This window comes from Burkholderia sp. MSMB1835 (genome assembly GCF_001526365.1).
GTDB lineage: Bacteria > Pseudomonadota > Gammaproteobacteria > Burkholderiales > Burkholderiaceae > Burkholderia.
Genome location: NZ_LOYP01000045.1, coordinates 91,097 through 108,863, shown reverse-complemented (window position 1 = coordinate 108,863; position 17,767 = coordinate 91,097). Strand labels below are relative to the sequence as shown.

Here is a 17,767-nt window from a genome sequence, read left to right as displayed (position 1 = left end):
TGCAACCCGGTTGCTCCGGCCGCGTCCAATCGTGTCTCAAAATTGGTTGCAATGCAGGAAAACCCCATCGAATCAGGAATATTGGCGTCCTATAAATGGAGTTACAATGCGCCCGTTTTCAAGCCGGAATGGCTTTGAAATCGGGTTTTGGCAAGGCGCGGGAGACCATTCAATGCATGTGAAGTTGGCTTACGCCGTGTCCGTCGCCGCACCGGTTGCAATCCTTGCCGGCTGTAGCAAAAAGAGCGACGACGGGGCGAGCAGGGAGGCTGCGGGGTTCGCGGCACCATCGGCCAGCGGCGGGCGCGTCGCCGGAAGCGGACGGGGAGCGCCATCGGCGCGCCGTCTCGCGCAACTGGGCAGGGACACGGAATACGGGGCACGTTTGACGATCGATGAAATCCACGCGCCTGGCCCGACGAGCGGGCCGGCAGCGGGCATGCAGGCTGTGTCGCGGCAAGCGGCCGGTCGACGAATGCCGGGCGATCGCGGCGTTGCCGGCAGCGTGCCGAGGCCACTGTCCCCCCTTCGATTCGATTCGACGAAACGGCGTGCCGCCGCGACCGCCCGTGTCGGGGCGCGCCGCCTGGTTCGTACGATGGATTCCGATGCAGTCCTGACGGAAGTCGGGCGCGATTGCCGCAACGCCTTGCCGGGCGACGCGGCGCGGAATCCGCTCCGTCCGGGCGCGATGCTTGCGTGGCATCGGACGGGCCAAGGCACGGAGGCCGGGCAACCGGACGACGGCCGTCTCGGCATGCTGCCCCACGACTTCAAGGAGGCCACGAACACCGTCCTCGATGTCGTGACGATTTAGCGACGGGACTCATGACGGCACCGAAACAGTGCGGTGCCGTTTTTGTATCCGCTCCGGCGGCAGGCCCGGCCGTACAGGCCAGGCGGCGCGCGCCGGGACGATCCACCCTTACCGGTATCGACTAGTACCCGCAGTGTCGCCGAGAAGGCGCGATTCCTCGCTTACCCGCGGGGCGCAACGTCCTCCGGCAGCATGGGCCAAGGAGCTTTAAATGGATATTTTCGTCCAGCAGGTTCTCAACGGGCTGGTGCTCGGCAGTGTGTACGCCATCATCGCGTTGGGATACACGATGGTGTACGGCATTCTCGGCATCATCAACTTCGCGCACGGCGACGTGCTGATGATCGGCGCGATGGTTGCGCTGTCGGCCATCACCGTGCTGCAGAACCACTTTCCCGGACTCGGCAACGTCGCGACGCTGACGATCGGCCTGGGCATCGCCGCGGTCGTCTGTGCGTTCGTCGGCTTCACGATCGAGCGCGTCGCGTACCGGCCGCTGCGCCGCGCGCCGCGCCTCGCGCCGCTGATCACCGCGATCGGCGTGTCGATCCTGCTGCAGACGGCCGCGATGATCATCTGGTCGCGCAACCCGTTGCCGTTCCCGCAATTGCTGCCGACCGACCCGATCAACGTGATCAAGGCGACCGACACGACGCCCGGCGCCGTGATCTCGGTCACCGAAATCGTGATCATCGCTGTCGCGTTCATCGTGATGGGCGGCCTGCTGCTGCTCGTGCACAAGACCAAGCTCGGCCGCGCGATGCGTGCGATCGCGGAAAGCCCGAACACCGCGAGCCTGATGGGCGTGAACCCGAACTTCGTGATCTCGGCCACCTTCATGATCGGCTCCGCGCTCGCCGCGCTGGCCGGCGTGATGATCGCGTCCGAATACGGCAACGTGCACTTCTACATGGGCTTCATCCCCGGCATGAAGGCGTTCACCGCGGCGGTGCTCGGCGGGATCGGCAACCTCGGCGGCGCGATGGTCGGCGGCGTGCTGCTCGGCCTGATCGAGCAACTCGGGGCCGGCTACATCGGCAACCTCACGGGCGGCGTATTCGGCAGCAACTACCAGGACGTGTTCGCCTTCATCGTGCTGATCGTCGTGCTGGTGTTCCGTCCGTCGGGCCTGCTGGGCGAACGGGTCGCGGATCGCGCGTAACGGAAGGGGAGCAAACAACATGACATCCATTCAACCGATCGAATCGTCGACGTCGCTCGTCGAAGAGCGCAACACCGCCAAGACCGTCGTCATCGGCCTTCTCACCGCGGTCCTCGTGATCACCGCGCCGATCGTGATCGGCTCGGCCGGCGGCAACTACTGGGTCCGCGTGCTCGACTTCGCGATGCTGTACGTGATGCTCGCGCTGGGCCTGAACGTGGTGGTCGGCTTCGCCGGCCTGCTCGACCTCGGCTACATCGCGTTCTACGCGGTGGGCGCGTACACGGCGGCACTGCTGAGCTCGCCGCACCTGACCTCGCAATTCGAGTGGATCGCGGCGCTCGCGCCGAACGGCCTGCACGTGCCGTTCCTGATCATCGTGCCGATCGCGATGGCGCTCGCGGCGACCTTCGGGATCCTGCTCGGCGCGCCGACGCTGCGCCTGCGCGGCGACTATCTGGCGATCGTGACGCTCGGCTTCGGTGAAATCGTCCGGATCTTCATGAACAACCTCGACCGTCCGGTGAACATCACCAACGGCCCGAAGGGGATCACGGGCATCGACCCGGTGCACGTCGGCGGCTTCAACCTGTCGCAGACGCATACGCTGTTCGGCTTCCAGCTGCCGTCGGTCTACATGTACTACTACCTGTTCGTGCTCTGCTCGCTGCTGGTGATCTGGGTGTGTACGCGTCTGCAGCACTCGCGTATCGGCCGTGCGTGGGCAGCGATCCGCGAAGACGAGATCGCGGCGAAGGCGATGGGCATCAACACCCGTAACGTGAAGCTGCTCGCGTTCGCGATGGGCGCGTCGTTCGGCGGCCTGTCGGGCTCGATGTTCGGCGCGTTCCAGGGCTTCGTGTCGCCCGAGTCGTTCACGTTCTGGGAATCAATCGTCGTGCTCGCCTGCGTGGTGCTCGGCGGCATGGGCCATATCCCGGGCGTGATCCTGGGTGCGGTGCTGCTCGCGATCTTCCCGGAATTCCTGCGCTCGACGATGAGCCCGCTGCAGCACGCGCTGTTCGGTCATGACGTCGTCGATACCGAAGTGATCCGTCAGGCGCTGTACGGCCTCGCGATGGTGATCATCATGCTGTACCGCTCGGAAGGCCTGTGGCCCGCGCCGAAGCATGAGGACAAGATCGCGAAACTGGCGAAGCGCAACAGCAAGAAGCCGGTGCGCGCTTAACCGACGGACAAGGGGATACACACATGAGCGACAAGCAAATCCGACTGTCCGTACAGGGCGTGAACAAGCGTTTCGGCGGCCTGCAGGCGCTGTCCGACGTCGGCCTGCAGATCAAGGAAGGCGAGATCTACGGCCTGATCGGGCCGAACGGCGCCGGCAAGACGACGTTCTTCAACGTGATCACGGGCCTCTACACGCCGGACTCCGGCGACTTCAAGCTGGACGGCCAGAACTACACGCCGACGGCCGTGCACCAGGTGGCCAAGGCCGGCATCGCGCGCACGTTCCAGAACATCCGCCTGTTCGGCGGGATGACGGCGCTCGAGAACGTGATGGTGGGCCGCCACGTGCGCACCAAGCACGGGCTGCTCGGCGCGGTGTTCCAGACGCCGGCCGAACGCCAGGAAGAGCGCGAGATCAAGGAACGCGCGATCGAGCTGCTCGAATACGTCGGCGTGCTGCAGTACGCCGACTACACGTCGCGCAACCTGTCGTACGGTCACCAGCGTCGTCTGGAAATCGCACGGGCCCTCGCGACCGATCCGAAGCTGCTCGCGCTCGACGAGCCGGCCGCCGGGATGAACGCGACCGAGAAGGTCGAACTCACGCGCCTGCTCGACAAGATCCGCTCGGACGGCCGCACGATCCTGCTGATCGAGCACGACGTGAAGCTCGTGATGGGGCTGTGCAACCGGATGACGGTGCTCGATTACGGCAAGGTGATCGCCGAGGGTCTGCCGCAGGACGTGCAGAAGAATCCGAAGGTGATTGAGGCATATCTCGGCGCAGGGGTGCACTGATGGCAGCGGCAATGTTGAAAATCAAGGGCTTGCAGGTCAACTACGGCGGCATTCAGGCCGTCAAGGGCGTTGACATGGAAGTCCGTCAGGGCGAGCTCGTGACGCTGATCGGTGCGAACGGCGCCGGCAAGACCACGACGATGAAGGCGATCACCGGCCTGAAGCCGTACTCGGCGGGCGACATCGAGTACGACGGCAAGTCGATCAAGGGCGTGCCGTCGCACGAACTGCTCAAGCGGGGCCTCGCGATGGTGCCGGAAGGCCGCGGGATCTTCGCGCGGATGTCGATCATCGAGAACATGCAGATGGGCGCGTACCTGCGCAACGACAACGAGCAGATCAAGAAGGACGTCGACCGGATGTTCGGCTTCTTCCCGCGCCTGAAGGAACGGGCGACGCAGCTCGCGGGCACGCTGTCGGGCGGCGAGCAGCAGATGCTGGCGATGTCGCGCGCGATTCTCTCCAAGCCGAAGCTGCTGCTGCTCGACGAGCCGTCGATGGGCCTGTCGCCGATCATGGTCGAGAAGATCTTCGAAGTGGTGCGCGAGATCTCGAAGGAAGGCATCACGGTGCTGCTGGTCGAGCAGAACGCACGCCTCGCGCTGCAGGCGGCCGACCGCGGCTACGTGATGGATTCGGGCACGGTCACGATGGAAGGCGACGCGAAGCAGATGCTCGACGATCCGAAGGTGCGGGCTGCGTATCTCGGCGAATGAATGAGCGGGCCTGGCGCGGCGGCGGATGCCGGCGCGCCGCGCAAGGGCTGTCGAAAGGCTGTCACGGGTTGCCGTGACAGCCTTTTTTTCGTCCGGCGTGTCCGGCGGCGAACTGTGCATCGCGGATGCGACTCCATTCATCGGGTAGCGAGGCCGGCGACGCGGTGCGGGACACGGCAGCGTGTCGGTTTGCCGGCAGCCGTCCGCGACCGGCCATCCGCGACCGGCCGTCCGCCACCGGCCGTCCGCCATCGGCCGTCCGCAAACCGACACGCGGGCGGCGTAACATGGTCGATCCATCGCGATACGGAGAGCACGCATGAGTCTGGACTACGGTTTCGTGAAGGCGAAGGTGACGTCGGTGGCGCAGCTGAAGGGCTCGCCGCACGGCAGCGAGATCCAGTATCACATCCACCTGACGCTCGCGTTGCCGAGCGGCGACTGGGATGTCGCGATCAACGTCGGCACCAACGATGCGGACGACCTGCTGAACTACAAGCTCGTCTACGATTTCCATCATCCGATCACGGCGACGCTGGCGGCCGCGGCCGAAGGCTATACGGACCTCACCGGGCACACCGCGCTACCTGCGCTCGACTATCTGCGCAGCGACATCCTGAACGAGACGGGGGCATGGCGCGCGAGCGCCGTGATGGACGGCACCGAGCACGCGGAGCCGATTCCGTCGCTGCTGCGGCTCGTCAATGCCGCCCAGTCGCAAGGGCTCGACGTGGTCGTGTTCGGCCGCACGTATGCGCAAGGCAACGGCATCCACGACACGCACATGAACCAGGGCTCGACCGGCTCGAACTACCTGCACCGTGCGGGCAACGACCGCAACGACCACAACGACGTGTGGCAGGACGGCGCGCTGATCGTGCGCGTGAGCGACACGCAGTGGGCCGCGTATTTCGCGGCGTTCGAGCAGCAGGCCGTGCCGACCGACGCGCTCGGCAATCCGCTGCCGGGCGCGGGGTCGATCACGCGCTGAGCCAGCCGTGCCGCGGCCGGCGGCCGCGTTACGCGGCGGGCAGCGTCTTGCCGAACGAGATGCGTTCCTCGACGCGATAGCCGAGCGCCGCGTAGAAGCGGCATGCATCGTCGTTGCCGGGCAGTACCTGCAGGTTGATCTTCAGGCAGCCGCGCGCGGCGAGCGCGCGCTCCGCATGCGCGATCAGCGCGCGGCCGACGCCGAGCCGGCGTACGTCGTTCGCGACGCCGAACGAATAGAGCCAGCCGCGATGTCCGTCGAAACCGGCCATCAGCGTGCCGACGACGCGCGCCCCGCTGGTCGCGACGAAGAACAGCTCCGGCTGCGTCGCGAGCTTCAGCTCGATCGATCGTAGCGGATCGCGGTGCGGCGGCGCACCGGCTTCGTCGTACTGCGGGAACGCGTCGCGCCATACCGCGAGGACGGCATCGGTGTCGGCGCGTTCGAACGGGCGGATCACGACAGCATCGGCGGCGGCATCCATCGCGGCGGTCTCCTTACAGCGTGTCGAGGATCGACCGCAGCATCGCCATCATCCGGTCGATTTCTTCGGTCGTCACGTTCAGCGCGGGCATGAAGCGCAGCAGGTTCGGCCGCGCGGCATTCAGCAGCAGGCCGTCGGGCTGCATGTCGCGCGCCTTCTCGACGATCTGCGGGCCGATGTCCTTGCCGAGCAGCAGCGCGCGCAGCAGGCCTTCGCCGCGTTCGCCCTCAAAGCCGCGCTCCTCCGACAGCTCGAGCAGCTTGCGCTTCAGATATTCGCCGCGCTCGCGCACGCCTTCGAGGAAGCCGGGCGCGACGAGCTGCGAGATGACCGAATAACCGACCGCCGTCATCAGCGGGTTGCCGTTGTACGTGCCGCCCTGGTCGCCGGCCTCGAACACCGCGACATCGGCCTTCGACAGCAGCGCCGCGAGCGGCACGCCGCTGCCGATGCCCTTGCCGAGCGTCATGACGTCCGGCTCGATATCGGCGAGTTCGTACGCGAACAGCGTGCCCGCGCGACCGCAGCCGCTCTGCACTTCGTCGACGATCAGCAGCAGGTTGTGCTGTTTCGTCAGCGCGCGCAGCTCGCGCATGAATTCGCGCGTGGCCGGAATCACGCCGCCTTCGCCCTGGATCGGTTCGAGCATCACCGCGACGGTCTTGTCGGTGATCAGCTTCTCGACCGAGTTGATGTTGTTCAGTTCGGCCTTCGGGAAGCCCGGCACCTGCGGCGCGTAGATCGTGTCCCAGCCCGGCTTGCCGCTCGCCGACATCGTCGCGAGCGTGCGGCCGTGGAAGCTGTGATCGAACGTGATGATCTCGTACGCGCCGTTCCTGAACTTGCGGCCCCACTTGCGCGCGAGCTTGATCGCGCCTTCGTTCGCTTCCGCGCCGCTGTTCGTGAAGAACACCTTGTCGAACACGCTGTGCTGCGTGAGCAGCGCCGCGAGCTTCGCCATCGGCTCGTTGTAGAACGCCGGCGACGGGTTCAGCAGCTTGTCGGCCTGCGTTTTCAGTGCGTCGACGACACCGTCGTTGCAATGGCCGAGGCTGTTGACGGCCCAGCCCTGGATGAAGTCCAGATAGCGCTTGCCCGTGTGATCGTAGAGCCACGAACCCTTGCCGTGCGTAAACACGATGTCGGGGCGGTTCGTGATGTACATCAGCGAGTCGATCGGATAATCGTTCAGGGGCATGGCGGCAGACTCCAGCGGGCGTTGAAAGGAAACGGGCAATAAAAAAGCCACGGAAGGCCGTGGCTGGTGGGTCGAACAGCTTGTGCGTAACCGGTGAAGCGGAGGAGGGTTACGCGCGAGTCCGTGACGAGCCGGCGGCATCCGGGCGGAGCGGCGAGCGGCGACGTCGGAGAGCGGACAGGAAGCGGTTCATGTGCGCAAGCATAAGGCATCCCGCGCCCCACTGTAAACCGCCGCGATGCCACGAATGTGACACGGGCGGCGCGCAGCGGGGCGCGGGCGCGCCCGGCGCTCAGACCGGATGCGCGAGATCGGCGGCGCTCGTGAACGAGTCCGCGTAGAACTCGTCGGCCGGCAGCGCGTGGTGCTGCGTGAAGTCGCGCTGCGCGGATTCGACCATCACCGGCGCGCCGCACGCGTACACCTGGTGGCCCGACAGATCGGGCAGGTCCTCGATCACCGCGCGATGGACGAAGCCCGTGCGGCCCGTCCACTGGTCGGCATCGTCCGGCTCGGAGAGCACCGGCACGTACTTGAAGTTCGGGATGTCGCGCGCCCACTGCTCGGCGAGTTCGGCGAGGTAGATGTCCTTCTTGCGGCGCGCGCCCCAGTAGAGCGTCATCGGGCGCGTGATGCCCGAGTGCTTCACGTGCTCGATGATCGCCTTGATCGGCGCGAAGCCGGTGCCCGACGCGAGCAGCACGATCGGCTTGTCGGAATCCTCGCGCAGGAAGAACGTGCCGAGCGGGCCTTCGAAGCGCAGGATGTCGCGCTCCTTCATCGCACCGAACACGTGATCGGTGAACTTGCCGCCCGGCATGTGGCGGATGTGCAGCTCGATCGGGCCTTCCTCGTGCGGCGCGTTCGCCATCGAGTAGCTGCGGCGCGAGCCGTCCTTCAGGATGAATTCGACGTACTGGCCCGCGAGGTACTGCAGGCGTTCGTTGGCCGGCAACTGCAGCTTCACGACCATCACGTCGTCCGCCTTGCGTTCGAGCGCGGCGATCCGGCACGGCAGCTTCTTGACCTGCACGCCGTCGACGCCGGCGATCTCGCGCACGTCGATCTCGAGATCGCATTGCGCCTTCGAGCAGCACAGCAGCGCGAGGCCGCGCGTGCGTTCGTCGTTGGACAGCGCCGACGCGGCATGCGGGCCCTGTTCGATCTGGCCCGACACGATCTGGCCCTTGCAGGAGCCGCACGCGCCGTTCTTGCAGCCGTACGGCAGATGGACGTTCTGGCGTAGCGCGGCCGCCAGCACGGTTTCGTCCGACTCGACCTGGAATTGCCGGCCGCTTTGCTTGAGAGTGACGTTGAATGCCATAGAACCAAACTAGAACAAAATGGGGGGACCGTGCGTGTCGCGCACGGCAGCTACAATGCAAAACCGTTGCGCGTCGCGCAACGGCGGCTACTGATTTCGCAACCAACATGATCGCGACACGAATCCTGCGCCGGCCGCGCGTACTGATCGTCGGCTGCGGCGACGTCGGCATGCGCTGCGTCGCGCAATGGCGTGACGCGCGCCGCAATCTGCGCATCTTCGCGCTGACGAGCCACCCGGCCCGCCGCGACGAACTGCGCGCCGTGGGCGCGACGCCGATCGTCGGCGATCTCGATCGCCCGGCGACGCTCGGCCGCCTCGCGGGCCTCGCCCGCACGATCCTGCATCTCGCGCCGCCGCAATCCGACGGCCGCGACGACCGGCGCACGCGTGCGCTGATCGCCGCAACGTCCATGCCCGCGCGTCGGCCGGCGCCGCCGCCGGCACCGGCGGCCGGCCGGCTCCGAACGCTGCGCAGCGCGGCGCGACAGGCCGGCGCGCCCGTTCGGGCAGCGCGTATTGTACCCGACGGTCTTCGCGCGCCGAGGCTCGTCTACGCCAGTACGACGGGCGTCTACGGCGATTGCGGCGGCGCGCGCATCGACGAAACGCAACCCCTGCGCCCCGCGAACCCGCGCGCGTTCCGGCGCGTGTCGGCCGAGCGGCAACTGCGCGCGGCGACGGTGCGCGGCGCGTTGTCGGCGCGCATCGTGCGCATTCCCGGCATCTATGCGGCGAACCGCCTGCCGCTCGCGCGGCTCGAGCGCGGCACGCCAGCGCTCGAGCCGGCCGACGACGTGTACACGAACCACATCCACGCGGACGATCTCGCGGCGATCCTGCGCCGTGCGGCCGAGCGCGGCAAGCCGGCGCGCGTCGTGCACGCGTCGGACGACACCGAACTGCGGATGGGGGAGTATTTCGACCGGGTCGCGCAGGCGCTCGGCCTGCCGAGGCCGCCGCGCGTCAGCCGCGCGGACGCGGAGCGCCTGCTCGAGCCGACGCTGCTGTCGTTCATGCGCGAGTCGCGGCGCTTGTCCAACGCACGGCTCAAGGCCGAATTGTGCGTGACGTTGCGCTATCCGACCGTAGACGATTTCCTTCAAACGCTCGCGCCGGGCAGCGCGTCAGGTAAGCGCCGGTAACGCCTCGATCAGCAGGAAGCACAGCAGCGCACCGATCAGCGCGCCGATCAGGTTCGGATGATACTTGTGCTTCAGATGCATCGTGACCAGCAGGCCGCCGATCGCGATGACGCCGATGACCGCGAACGCGATCATCACCGACGACAGTTCGAAAGAATGGTTGATGTTCATGATGTCCCCCCTGCATCGCTGCTCTTGCAGCTTGTGATTTCAGTATAGCGGGGGAACCTGCGGCTCAGGGGCGGTCGGATGCCGAACGGTCGTGCGGATTTTCCCTTACAGGGTTTGGACGGGATTGCGCAGCGCGGCAAGGTCGGCTTCGGCGAGCCACCGCCATGCGCCGGGTGCGAGATCGCCCGGCAGCGCGAAGCCGCCGATGCTTTCGCGATGCAGCGACTCGACGCGGTTGCTCGCCGCCGCGACCATCCGCTTGACCTGGTGGTACTTGCCTTCGAGCACGGTCAGCGCGAGCGAGCGCGTGTCGCGGGCGGCGGCGGCGACGGCCGCGATCGGCTTCGGCTCGCCATGCAATTGCACGCCGGTGCGCAGCGCCTGCAGTTGCGTGTCGTCGAGCGGGTGGCGTACGGTCGCGACGTAGGTCTTCGGCACCTTGCGCTTCGGCGACGTGTACGCGTGCACGAACTGGCCGTCGTCGGACAGCAGCAGCAGGCCGGTCGTGTCCTGGTCGAGCCGGCCGACGCACTGCACGCCGCGTGCGACGAGCGGCGCGGGCAACAGGCTGAACACGCTCGCATGGTGCTGCGGATCGCGCGAACACTCGTAGCCGGCCGGCTTGTTGAGCGCGAGATACGCGCGCGCATGGAACGGCCATGCCGTATCGTCGACCTCGAACACGAGGCCGTCGGTATCGAAGCTGGCGTCCGGGTCGGTCGCGGCCGCGCCGGCGACGGCGACGCGGCCTGCTTCGATCAGGCCGCGGCACTGGCGGCGCGAGCCGAAGCCCTGGGTGTAGAGAATGCTTTCGAGATCCATAGCGCGCGCATTCTATCAAGCACCGGCGCAGGGCCGGCATGGACGCGCATGCGCTGGTAAGCTGCCGGAACGCTGCGCGGCGCGCGGCGCCCGTTCATTCTTCACGGAAAGCCCATGCCTTTCGATTCATTCCCGTTCGGCCGCCATGCTGCCGCCGTCATCGTCGCCGCGACCGTTTCGTCGACCGCGTTCGCGCATGCGCATCTCGCGAAGAGCGATCCGCCGGCGGGCGCCGCGCTGGCAGCCGCACCGGCGGCCGTCACGATCGACTTCACCGAGCCGCTGGAGCCGGCATTCAGTTCGATCGTCGTCGTCGACGGCGACGGCAAGACGGTGTCGAACGGCCGCGCGCGCATCGACGCGTCGAACCGCAAGCGGATGACGGTGCCGCTCGCGGCGCTCGGCACGGGCGCGTACACGGTGAAGTGGGCGGCCGTCGCGACCGACGGGCATCGCACGCAGGGCGAGTACGGCTTCGGCGTGAAGTGACGCAACGGCGGCGGCAAGCCCGTGCCAGGATTGCCCCCCGCCTTTATCCGACAGGAGTCTCCGGCATGAATCCGACGACGCTCGACGCACTCGCCGATTTTCCCCGCCAGCTCGAAGCGCATTTCGCGGCCGTCCCCGACGGCTATGCGCGCTGGACACCCGACGACTGGGCCGGCATTCCGAGCGAGCATTTCTCGCCGCTCGGGCAGCTCTGCCACGTGCGCGACATCGAGATCGACGGCTATCACGTGCGGCTGCGCCGCATGCTCGACGAAGACCGGCCGCGGCTCGTCTCGATCGACGGCGACGCGCTCGCGATCGAGCGGCGCTACAACGACGCGTATGCGTCCGACGTGCTCGCGGCGATTCGCGACGCGCGGCGCGAGACGCTGGAGTTGCTGTCGCGCCTCACGCCCGAACAGTTCGAGCGTACCGGCGAGTTCGACGGCTACGGTGCGCTGACCGTGCGTGGGCTCGTCCATTACCTGTGCAGCCACGATCAGCAGCATCTGGCCGGCATGCAGTGGCTGCTCGGCAAGATCGACGCGGCGCTGTACGCACGCTGAGCCGGCCGGCGGCCGTGCGATCGACCGCGCAATCCGGCGCGCTTGTCGGTGCGGCAGTCCGCCTTGGATTGCTTCGATTGGATCGTTTTTCTGGATAATCCATCCAGCCGCGGCCGGCTGACCGGCGGCTCGCGCATGCCTACACTCCAAGCTTCGTTCACCGAAAAAAGGAGTCAACCGTGGCAACGCATACGCTCGCAGACAAGGTCGTCCTGATCGCAGGCGGCGCAAAGAATCTCGGCGGCCTGATCGCCCGGGACCTGGCTGGCCACGGCGCGAAGGCGGTGGCGATTCACTACAACAGCGCGGCATCGCAGGCGCAGGCCGAGGAGACGGCCGCCGCGGTGCGCGCGGCCGGCGCGCAAGCCGCGACGTTCCAGGCGGACCTGACGACGGCTGCCGCGGTCGAGAAGCTGTTCGACGACGCGAAGCAGCGCTTCGGCAAGATCGACATCGCGATCAACACGGTCGGCAAGGTGCTGAAGAAGCCGTTCACCGAGATCAGCGAGGCCGAGTACGACGAGATGTTCGCGGTCAACAGCAAGTCGGCGTTCTTCTTCATCAAGGAAGCCGGGCGGCACCTCGAGGATCACGGCAAGCTCGTCACGCTCGTGACGTCGCTGCTCGGCGCGTTCACGCCGTTCTACGCGGCGTACGAAGGGTCGAAGGCGCCGGTCGAGCACTTCACGCGCGCGGCGTCGAAGGAATACGGCGCGCGCGGCATCTCGGTGACGGCCGTCGGGCCGGGCCCGATGGACACGCCGTTCTTCTATCCGGCCGAAGGCGCCGATGCGGTCGCGTACCACAAGACGGCCGCCGCGCTGTCGCCGTTCAGCAAGACGGGGCTGACCGACATCGAGGACGTCGTGCCGTTCATCCGCCATCTCGTGACCGACGGGTGGTGGATCACGGGCCAGACGATCCTGATCAACGGCGGCTATACGACCAAGTAACCGGGCCGCTCACGGGCCGCTCACGGGCCGCGCCGGCGGCCGTTGCGGCCGCGCGGCGCACCGCAATGGCGCGTTTGCGTGGACAATGGACGGGCGCGCGGTCACGAGGCCGCGCGCCCGTTTTCCCTGTGTCGCCGAAGCCGGCCGCGAATGCGCGGCAGCCGGCGGCCGCGACCGTTCGCACCCGGGTTTCCCACCGATGGACAAGCTGGATCAGGTCAGGATCTTCCTGCAGGTTGCCGAGATGGGCAGCTTCATCAAGGCCGCGCATGCGCTCGACGTGCCGCGCGCGACCGTGTCGGCGGCCGTCCAGCAGCTCGAGACGGCGCTCGGCACCCGCCTGTTGCATCGCACGACGCGCCAGGTGCAGTTGACCGCCGACGGCGCGCTGCTGCTCGAACGCGGCCGGCGCCTGCTCGCGGAAGCCGACGAACTCGACCGCCTGTTTCGGCGTCGCGACCGCGACGTGGTCGGGCGGCTGAACGTCGACGTGCCGAGCCGGATCGCGCGCCGCGTCGTGGCGCCCGCGCTGCCGTCGCTGTTTCGCCGCCACCCGAAGCTGCAACTGTCGCTCGGCTCGACGGACCGCACGATCGACCTCGTGCAGGAGGGGGTCGATTGCGCGATCCGCGTCGGGCGGCTCGCGGACAGCAGCCTCGTCGTGCGGCCGCTCGGGCAGTTCGCGCTGATCAACTGCGCGAGCCCCGACTACCTGCGCGAATGCGGCGTGCCCGAGCATCCGGATGCGCTCGCGCACGGGCACTGGGCGATCGGCTATGCGTCGCCGACGACGGGGCGCGAGCTCGGCTGGGAATACTGCGCGGACGGACAGCGGCACGAACTGACGCTGCCGAGCCGCGTGATCGTCAACAACGCCGAAACCTATATCGCCAGCTGCATCGCGGGAATGGGGCTGATCCAGATTCCGCGCTTCGACGTCGAGCATCTGCTGGCAAGCGGCGCACTCGTCGACGTGATGCCCGGCCACCGCGCCGAGCCGATGGACGTGGCGGCCGTGTATCCGCACCGCCGGCATCGCTCGAGGCGGCTCAACGCGTTCATCGAGTGGTTCGGCGAGTTGATGGCCGATGCGTTGAACGACGCGGGCGCGAGCGGCGGCGGCGACTGAAGGCGGCATCGTGCCGGTATCCGCGCGCCGTCCCGCCGTTCGCCGGCTCGGGACGCGGCCGATCGGCACCGGCGCGCGGCGGCCGTGCGGCGACCGCGCCGCGCATGCTCAAGCGGCGAACTGCCGGGTGCGCCCGGTGGCCCGTACCGCGTCGATCAGCGCGGCGCCGACGCCCGCGGGTTTCGACGCGAATGCGTAAAAGCGTGCGGCCGGCAGCGCCGGCAGGCCGTCGTGCGGCCCGCACTCGCGCAGGCCGTCGCGCAACTGGCTGCGCGCGAGCGCCGTGACCGCGAAACCGGCGAGCGCGGCCGACATGCAGCCGGCCATGCTCCCGCTTTCGAACAGCACGCGAAACGGCCGCAGCGCCGCGGCGAGCGCGGACACCGCGGCTTGCCGATACACGCACGGCTCCGGAAACAGCGCGAGTGGCACGCCTTCGTCGGCATCGAGCGCCGTATCGGCCGCGAATGCCCACACGAGCGGTTCCTCCCACAGCAGTTCGCCGGGCGTGTCGACCTGTCGGCACTGCTTGCCGAACACGACGTCGAGCCGGCCCAGCGATTGCTCCCGCAACAGCGACGCGGTGATGCCGACCTTCAGTTCGATCGAGGTGCGCGGATGGCGGTCGCGGAACGTGCGCAGCACCTGCGGCAGCCACGTGCCCGCGAAATCCTCCGACGCACCGACCCGCAGCGGCCCGTGCGCCGGCGCGCCGCGCAGCCGCGCGCGCACTTCGCTCTCCATGTCGACGATGTTGCGCGCGTACGCGTACAGCGTGTCGCCGGCCGGCGTCAGCGCGATACGGCGTGTCGTGCGCGCGAGCAGCACGGTGCCGGCCGCCTGTTCCAGCCGCTTGATGTGGCCGCTGACGGCCGACGGCGTCAGCGCGAGGCGCTCGGCGGCCGGCGCGAACCCACGACTGTCGACCACTTCGAGAAAGGTGCGCAGCAGCGCGATGTCGAGCGCGGACGATGCGGGGTCGGTCGGTGGTTCCATGGATCGATTCAACGCAATATTTGAAGAGTAATTCATGATACTCCGCGAATCGTGATGAAAGGCCGGCCTACCATCGTACGTTCATGCCGACCTTGACCTGCTGGAGGACCCGATGACGACCTATGCACATGCGACGACCGCGTCGCTCGACATTGCCTATCTCGAATGGAACCCGCGCGGCGAACGCGTCGCCGTGCTGCTGCACGGCTGGCCGGACAGCCCGGTCGGCTGGGAGGCGGTGGCTTCGGCACTCGCCACACACGGCTACCGCGTGCTCGCGCCCGCATTGCGCGGTTTTGCGCCGACGCGCTTTCGCGATGCGTCCGTGCCGCGCAGCGGTCAGCTCGCGGCGCTCGGGCGCGACCTGCTCGAATTCGTCGACGCGCTCGGTATCGAGCGGCCCGTGCTGGTCGGGCACGACTGGGGCGCCCGCGCGGCCGCGAACGCCTGCGGGCTGCGCGGCGGGGCCGCATCGCATCTGGTGATGCTGTCGGTCGGGTACGGCACCAACGATCCCGCTCAGCCGCTGTCGCTGCAGCAGGCGCGCAACTACTGGTATCACTGGTTCATGGCGACGCCGCGCGGCGAGCAGGCGCTGCGCGACGACCGCCGTGCGTTCGCGCGCCTGATGTGGGATACGTGGTCGCCGCCGGGCTGGTATCGCGACGGCGATTTCGACGCGGCGGCCGTCGCATTCGACGGACCCGACTGGATCGACGTCGTGCTGCATTCGTACCGGCAGCGCTGGGGCTTCGCGCCGGGCACGCCGGCCTATGCGGACGACGACGCGCGGCTGAACCCGGCGCCCGTGCTGGCGGTACCGACGCTCGTGCTGCATGGCGGCGCGGACGCCTGCAATCATCCGGACAGCTCGGCCGGGCGCGAGCGGTTCTTCGCCGGGCGTTACGAGCGGCAGGTGCTCGACGGCGTCGGGCACTTCCCGCAGCGCGAAGCCCCGGCGGCGGTCGCGGACGCGATTCTCGGGTTCTGCGAGCGGGGGTGATGCGCGCCGGCCGGCCCGGCGCGGGAAGGATCAGCCGTGCACGCGCGGCGCGAGCAGGTCGGCGAGCCCGATGTTCCTGAACATCTCGCGGCGGATGCGATCGCCGACGCGGAACACTTCCTCGGCGCCGTCCTGCGACGGGTCGACGAACACGCGGTAAGGGCGCTTGCCGGCCGGCGCCGCGACGAGCGCGGCAATCGCCGCGGCGACGGCGCCCGCATCGGCGTTAGCCGGCTCGAGCGCGGCGAGGCCCTTCAATGCCTGATCGGCGACGCCCGCGTACGGCCCGCTGTCGTACGCGGCCTGCACGGCGGTATCGGCCGGCTTGCCCGCATGGAGGAAGTGATTCGTGCCCCGGGTGAACGCGCCCGGCACGACGATCGACGTTTCGATGCCCCAGCGCGCGAGTTCGGCCGCGTAGGACACCGCGAGCGAGTCCATCGCGGCTTTCGCGGCGAAGTAGGGCGCGAGGAACGGCGGGGTGCCGCCGCGCGCCGACGAGGACGACACCCAGACGAGCAGGCCGCGGCCTTGGCCGCGCAGGTGCGGCAGCGCCGCGCGGTTCACGCGCTGGGTCGACACGACGTTGACGTCGTAGAGCTGCGCGAGCTGTTCGGGCGTGAACGCTTCGGCCGGCCCGAACACCATGTGGCCGGCGTTGTGGACGACGACGTCCAGACGGCCGTCGTCGGCGATCACGCGATCGATTGCGGCGTCGACCGACGCATCGTCGCCGACGTCGAGCTCGAGGCTGCGCAGGTCGACGCCGTGTTCTTGCGCATAGGCGGCGACGGCGGCGACGCGCGGCGCGTTGCGCCCAGCGCTCTCGCGCATCGATGCGTAGACCGTGTGACCGGCGCGGGCGAGCGCCTGGGCCGTCAGCAGGCCGAAGCCGCTGGACGCGCCGGTGACGAGGATGACTTCCTTCATGAGCGATCTCCTGGCGGAAAGACGAGTGGGTAGCGGGCGGTCCGTCAGCACATGCCGCCGTTGGCGCGCAGGATCTGGCCGTTGATCCACGCGCCGTCCGGGCCGGCGAGGAACGCGACGACGCGCGCGATGTCGTCGGGCTGGCCGAGCCGCTCGAGCGGGTTCAGCTTCGCGAGCCGCTCGACGAGTTCGGCGCTCTTGCCCTGCAGGAACAACTCGGTCGCGACCGGTCCCGGCGCGACGGCGTTCACGCGGACGCCGCGCCCGCGCATTTCCTGCGCGAGCACCTGCGTGAGGCTTTCGACCGCCGCCTTGCTTGCGACGTACACGCCGTAAGTCGGCATGCGCATGCCGATCACGCTGGTCGACAGGTTGATGATGCGTCCGCCGTCGCGCACCCGTTTTGCCGCTTCGCGGCATACGTTGAACGTGCCTTTCACGTTGATGGCGATCGTTTCGTCGAACAGCGCGTCGTCGCAGTCGGCGATCGCGGCCAGCTTCATCACGCCCGCCGAATTGACCACCACGTCGATGCCGCCGAATGCATCGCGGGCGGCGTCGAACAGCGCGGCCACGGCTGCCGGGTCGGCGACGTTCGCCTGCACCGCGACGGCATGGCCGCCGTCGGCGACGATCGCATCGACCACGTCGCGGGCCGGGCCGGCGCTGCCGGCATAGTTGACGACGACCCGGAAACCGTCCCGGGCGAGCTGGCGGGCGATTTCCGCGCCGATGCCGCGCGACGAACCCGTGACGAGGGCGACCTGTTCCGATGTGCTCATGTCCTGCTCCTTGGTGAAGGGATGAATGCCGTTCGATCCGGCGACAGGACTACTGTAGGCTTCCTCGATCAATAAAAATAATGAATAATGATCAGTCAAT

General features: G+C 68.1%; 20 protein-coding genes. 12 read left to right on the top strand and 8 right to left on the bottom strand.

All coding sequences use genetic code 11. The features are described from left to right. The first annotated feature begins 106 nt into the window (after window positions 1-106). The 6 genes from WS96_RS20670 (at window position 107) to WS96_RS20645 (ending at window position 5,675) form a co-directional block, all read left to right on the top strand. Window positions 107-817 carry an amino acid-binding protein gene (locus tag WS96_RS20670; protein ID WP_179949965.1) on the top strand — a complete coding sequence of 237 codons (711 nt, stop codon included), beginning with the start codon at window positions 107-109 and terminating at the stop codon, window positions 815-817. A gap of 211 nt (window positions 818-1,028) precedes the next feature. Continuing rightward, complete coding sequence (locus WS96_RS20665) at window positions 1,029-1,979, top strand: branched-chain amino acid ABC transporter permease (RefSeq protein WP_034208173.1); 951 nt, start codon at window positions 1,029-1,031, stop codon at window positions 1,977-1,979. Window positions 1,980-1,998: 19 nt separating this feature from the next. Further along, window positions 1,999-3,168: an ABC transporter permease subunit gene (locus WS96_RS20660; protein WP_059834977.1), complete on the top strand. Its 1,170-nt coding sequence runs from the start codon at window positions 1,999-2,001 to the stop codon at window positions 3,166-3,168. A gap of 23 nt (window positions 3,169-3,191) precedes the next feature. Continuing rightward, on the top strand, window positions 3,192-3,968 hold the full coding sequence (locus WS96_RS20655; RefSeq protein ID WP_034178806.1) for an ABC transporter ATP-binding protein: 777 nt from the start codon (window positions 3,192-3,194) through the stop codon (window positions 3,966-3,968). After that, window positions 3,968-4,684 carry an ABC transporter ATP-binding protein gene (locus tag WS96_RS20650; RefSeq protein WP_006750046.1) on the top strand — a complete coding sequence of 239 codons (717 nt, stop codon included), beginning with the start codon at window positions 3,968-3,970 and terminating at the stop codon, window positions 4,682-4,684. The genes WS96_RS20655 and WS96_RS20650 overlap by 1 nt, the downstream gene beginning before the upstream one ends. A 319-nt stretch (window positions 4,685-5,003) precedes the next feature. Continuing rightward, window positions 5,004-5,675, top strand: a complete 672-nt coding sequence (locus tag WS96_RS20645; protein ID WP_059834975.1) for a DUF2278 family protein — start codon at window positions 5,004-5,006, stop codon at window positions 5,673-5,675. Between the two features lie 28 nt (window positions 5,676-5,703). On the opposite strand, the gene WS96_RS20640 is transcribed toward WS96_RS20645, so the two are convergent. The 3 genes from WS96_RS20640 to WS96_RS20630 form a co-directional block, all read right to left on the bottom strand. Continuing rightward, window positions 5,704-6,159: a GNAT family acetyltransferase gene (locus tag WS96_RS20640; RefSeq protein ID WP_034208170.1), complete on the bottom strand. Its 456-nt coding sequence runs from the start codon at window positions 6,157-6,159 to the stop codon at window positions 5,704-5,706. Between the two features lie 13 nt (window positions 6,160-6,172). Next, the gene (locus WS96_RS20635; protein WP_059834973.1) at window positions 6,173-7,357 is read right to left on the bottom strand and encodes an acetylornithine transaminase; all 1,185 of its coding nucleotides are present in this window, start codon (window positions 7,355-7,357) and stop codon (window positions 6,173-6,175) included. Between the two features lie 292 nt (window positions 7,358-7,649). Next, window positions 7,650-8,681: a CDP-6-deoxy-delta-3,4-glucoseen reductase gene (locus tag WS96_RS20630; RefSeq protein WP_059504744.1), complete on the bottom strand. Its 1,032-nt coding sequence runs from the start codon at window positions 8,679-8,681 to the stop codon at window positions 7,650-7,652. 107 nt (window positions 8,682-8,788) lie between these two features. On the opposite strand from WS96_RS20630, the gene WS96_RS20625 reads away from it, so the two are divergent. Next, a complete protein-coding gene (locus tag WS96_RS20625) occupies window positions 8,789-9,826 on the top strand; it encodes an NAD-dependent epimerase/dehydratase family protein (protein WP_059834971.1) in 1,038 nt (345 codons plus the stop codon). Here WS96_RS20625 and WS96_RS20620 read toward each other — a convergent pair. Together WS96_RS20620 and WS96_RS20615 are read right to left on the bottom strand one after the other, a co-directional pair. Continuing rightward, complete coding sequence (locus WS96_RS20620; RefSeq protein ID WP_059834969.1) at window positions 9,809-9,997, bottom strand: hypothetical protein; 189 nt, start codon at window positions 9,995-9,997, stop codon at window positions 9,809-9,811. The genes WS96_RS20625 and WS96_RS20620 overlap by 18 nt on opposite strands. A gap of 105 nt (window positions 9,998-10,102) precedes the next feature. Beyond that, complete coding sequence (locus WS96_RS20615; RefSeq protein WP_059834967.1) at window positions 10,103-10,819, bottom strand: 16S rRNA pseudouridine(516) synthase; 717 nt, start codon at window positions 10,817-10,819, stop codon at window positions 10,103-10,105. Window positions 10,820-10,933: 114 nt separating this feature from the next. Here WS96_RS20615 and copC point away from each other — a divergent pair, with 114 nt between their 5' ends. The 4 genes from copC to WS96_RS20595 all read left to right on the top strand — a co-directional run bounded on the left by copC (window position 10,934) and on the right by WS96_RS20595 (window position 13,956). Beyond that, window positions 10,934-11,308, top strand: coding sequence for a copper homeostasis periplasmic binding protein CopC (copC, locus tag WS96_RS20610; RefSeq protein ID WP_059834965.1), 375 nt, complete (start codon window positions 10,934-10,936; stop codon window positions 11,306-11,308). A 65-nt stretch (window positions 11,309-11,373) separates the two neighbouring features. Beyond that, the gene (locus WS96_RS20605) at window positions 11,374-11,874 is read left to right on the top strand and encodes a DinB family protein (protein ID WP_059834963.1); all 501 of its coding nucleotides are present in this window, start codon (window positions 11,374-11,376) and stop codon (window positions 11,872-11,874) included. Window positions 11,875-12,053: 179 nt separating this feature from the next. Then, the gene (locus WS96_RS20600; RefSeq protein WP_027785181.1) at window positions 12,054-12,827 is read left to right on the top strand and encodes an SDR family oxidoreductase; all 774 of its coding nucleotides are present in this window, start codon (window positions 12,054-12,056) and stop codon (window positions 12,825-12,827) included. A gap of 199 nt (window positions 12,828-13,026) precedes the next feature. Further along, the gene (locus WS96_RS20595) at window positions 13,027-13,956 is read left to right on the top strand and encodes a LysR family transcriptional regulator (protein ID WP_059834961.1); all 930 of its coding nucleotides are present in this window, start codon (window positions 13,027-13,029) and stop codon (window positions 13,954-13,956) included. Window positions 13,957-14,064: 108 nt separating this feature from the next. Here the strand turns inward: WS96_RS20595 and WS96_RS20590 are convergent, their stop codons facing one another. Then, the gene (locus WS96_RS20590) at window positions 14,065-14,952 is read right to left on the bottom strand and encodes a LysR substrate-binding domain-containing protein (protein ID WP_059834959.1); all 888 of its coding nucleotides are present in this window, start codon (window positions 14,950-14,952) and stop codon (window positions 14,065-14,067) included. Between the two features lie 112 nt (window positions 14,953-15,064). On the opposite strand from WS96_RS20590, the gene WS96_RS20585 reads away from it, so the two are divergent. Beyond that, window positions 15,065-15,955, top strand: coding sequence for an alpha/beta fold hydrolase (locus WS96_RS20585; protein WP_059834957.1), 891 nt, complete (start codon window positions 15,065-15,067; stop codon window positions 15,953-15,955). A gap of 30 nt (window positions 15,956-15,985) precedes the next feature. On the opposite strand, the gene WS96_RS20580 is transcribed toward WS96_RS20585, so the two are convergent. Further along, complete coding sequence (locus tag WS96_RS20580) at window positions 15,986-16,885, bottom strand: SDR family oxidoreductase (RefSeq protein WP_059834955.1); 900 nt, start codon at window positions 16,883-16,885, stop codon at window positions 15,986-15,988. A 44-nt stretch (window positions 16,886-16,929) separates the two neighbouring features. Further along, on the bottom strand, window positions 16,930-17,667 hold the full coding sequence (locus WS96_RS20575) for an SDR family oxidoreductase (RefSeq protein ID WP_059834954.1): 738 nt from the start codon (window positions 17,665-17,667) through the stop codon (window positions 16,930-16,932). Window positions 17,668-17,767: the final 100 nt, after the last annotated feature.

Bases quoted from the DNA above. Each gene is read 5' to 3' on its own strand.
- WS96_RS20670 (WP_179949965.1), top strand. From the start codon at position 107: ATGCGCCCGTTTTCAAGCCGGAATGGCTTTGAAATCGGGTTTTGGCAA.
- WS96_RS20665 (WP_034208173.1), top strand. From the start codon at position 1,029: ATGGATATTTTCGTCCAGCAGGTTCTCAACGGGCTGGTGCTCGGCAGT.
- WS96_RS20660 (WP_059834977.1), top strand. From the start codon at position 1,999: ATGACATCCATTCAACCGATCGAATCGTCGACGTCGCTCGTCGAAGAG.
- WS96_RS20655 (WP_034178806.1), top strand. From the start codon at position 3,192: ATGAGCGACAAGCAAATCCGACTGTCCGTACAGGGCGTGAACAAGCGT.
- WS96_RS20650 (WP_006750046.1), top strand. From the start codon at position 3,968: ATGGCAGCGGCAATGTTGAAAATCAAGGGCTTGCAGGTCAACTACGGC.
- WS96_RS20645 (WP_059834975.1), top strand. From the start codon at position 5,004: ATGAGTCTGGACTACGGTTTCGTGAAGGCGAAGGTGACGTCGGTGGCG.
- WS96_RS20640 (WP_034208170.1), bottom strand. From the start codon at position 6,159: ATGGATGCCGCCGCCGATGCTGTCGTGATCCGCCCGTTCGAACGCGCC.
- WS96_RS20635 (WP_059834973.1), bottom strand. From the start codon at position 7,357: ATGCCCCTGAACGATTATCCGATCGACTCGCTGATGTACATCACGAAC.
- WS96_RS20630 (WP_059504744.1), bottom strand. From the start codon at position 8,681: ATGGCATTCAACGTCACTCTCAAGCAAAGCGGCCGGCAATTCCAGGTC.
- WS96_RS20625 (WP_059834971.1), top strand. From the start codon at position 8,789: ATGATCGCGACACGAATCCTGCGCCGGCCGCGCGTACTGATCGTCGGC.
- WS96_RS20620 (WP_059834969.1), bottom strand. From the start codon at position 9,997: ATGAACATCAACCATTCTTTCGAACTGTCGTCGGTGATGATCGCGTTC.
- WS96_RS20615 (WP_059834967.1), bottom strand. From the start codon at position 10,819: ATGGATCTCGAAAGCATTCTCTACACCCAGGGCTTCGGCTCGCGCCGC.
- copC (WP_059834965.1), top strand. From the start codon at position 10,934: ATGCCTTTCGATTCATTCCCGTTCGGCCGCCATGCTGCCGCCGTCATC.
- WS96_RS20605 (WP_059834963.1), top strand. From the start codon at position 11,374: ATGAATCCGACGACGCTCGACGCACTCGCCGATTTTCCCCGCCAGCTC.
- WS96_RS20595 (WP_059834961.1), top strand. From the start codon at position 13,027: ATGGACAAGCTGGATCAGGTCAGGATCTTCCTGCAGGTTGCCGAGATG.
- WS96_RS20590 (WP_059834959.1), bottom strand. From the start codon at position 14,952: ATGGAACCACCGACCGACCCCGCATCGTCCGCGCTCGACATCGCGCTG.
- WS96_RS20585 (WP_059834957.1), top strand. From the start codon at position 15,065: ATGACGACCTATGCACATGCGACGACCGCGTCGCTCGACATTGCCTAT.
- WS96_RS20580 (WP_059834955.1), bottom strand. From the start codon at position 16,885: ATGAAGGAAGTCATCCTCGTCACCGGCGCGTCCAGCGGCTTCGGCCTG.
- WS96_RS20575 (WP_059834954.1), bottom strand. From the start codon at position 17,667: ATGAGCACATCGGAACAGGTCGCCCTCGTCACGGGTTCGTCGCGCGGC.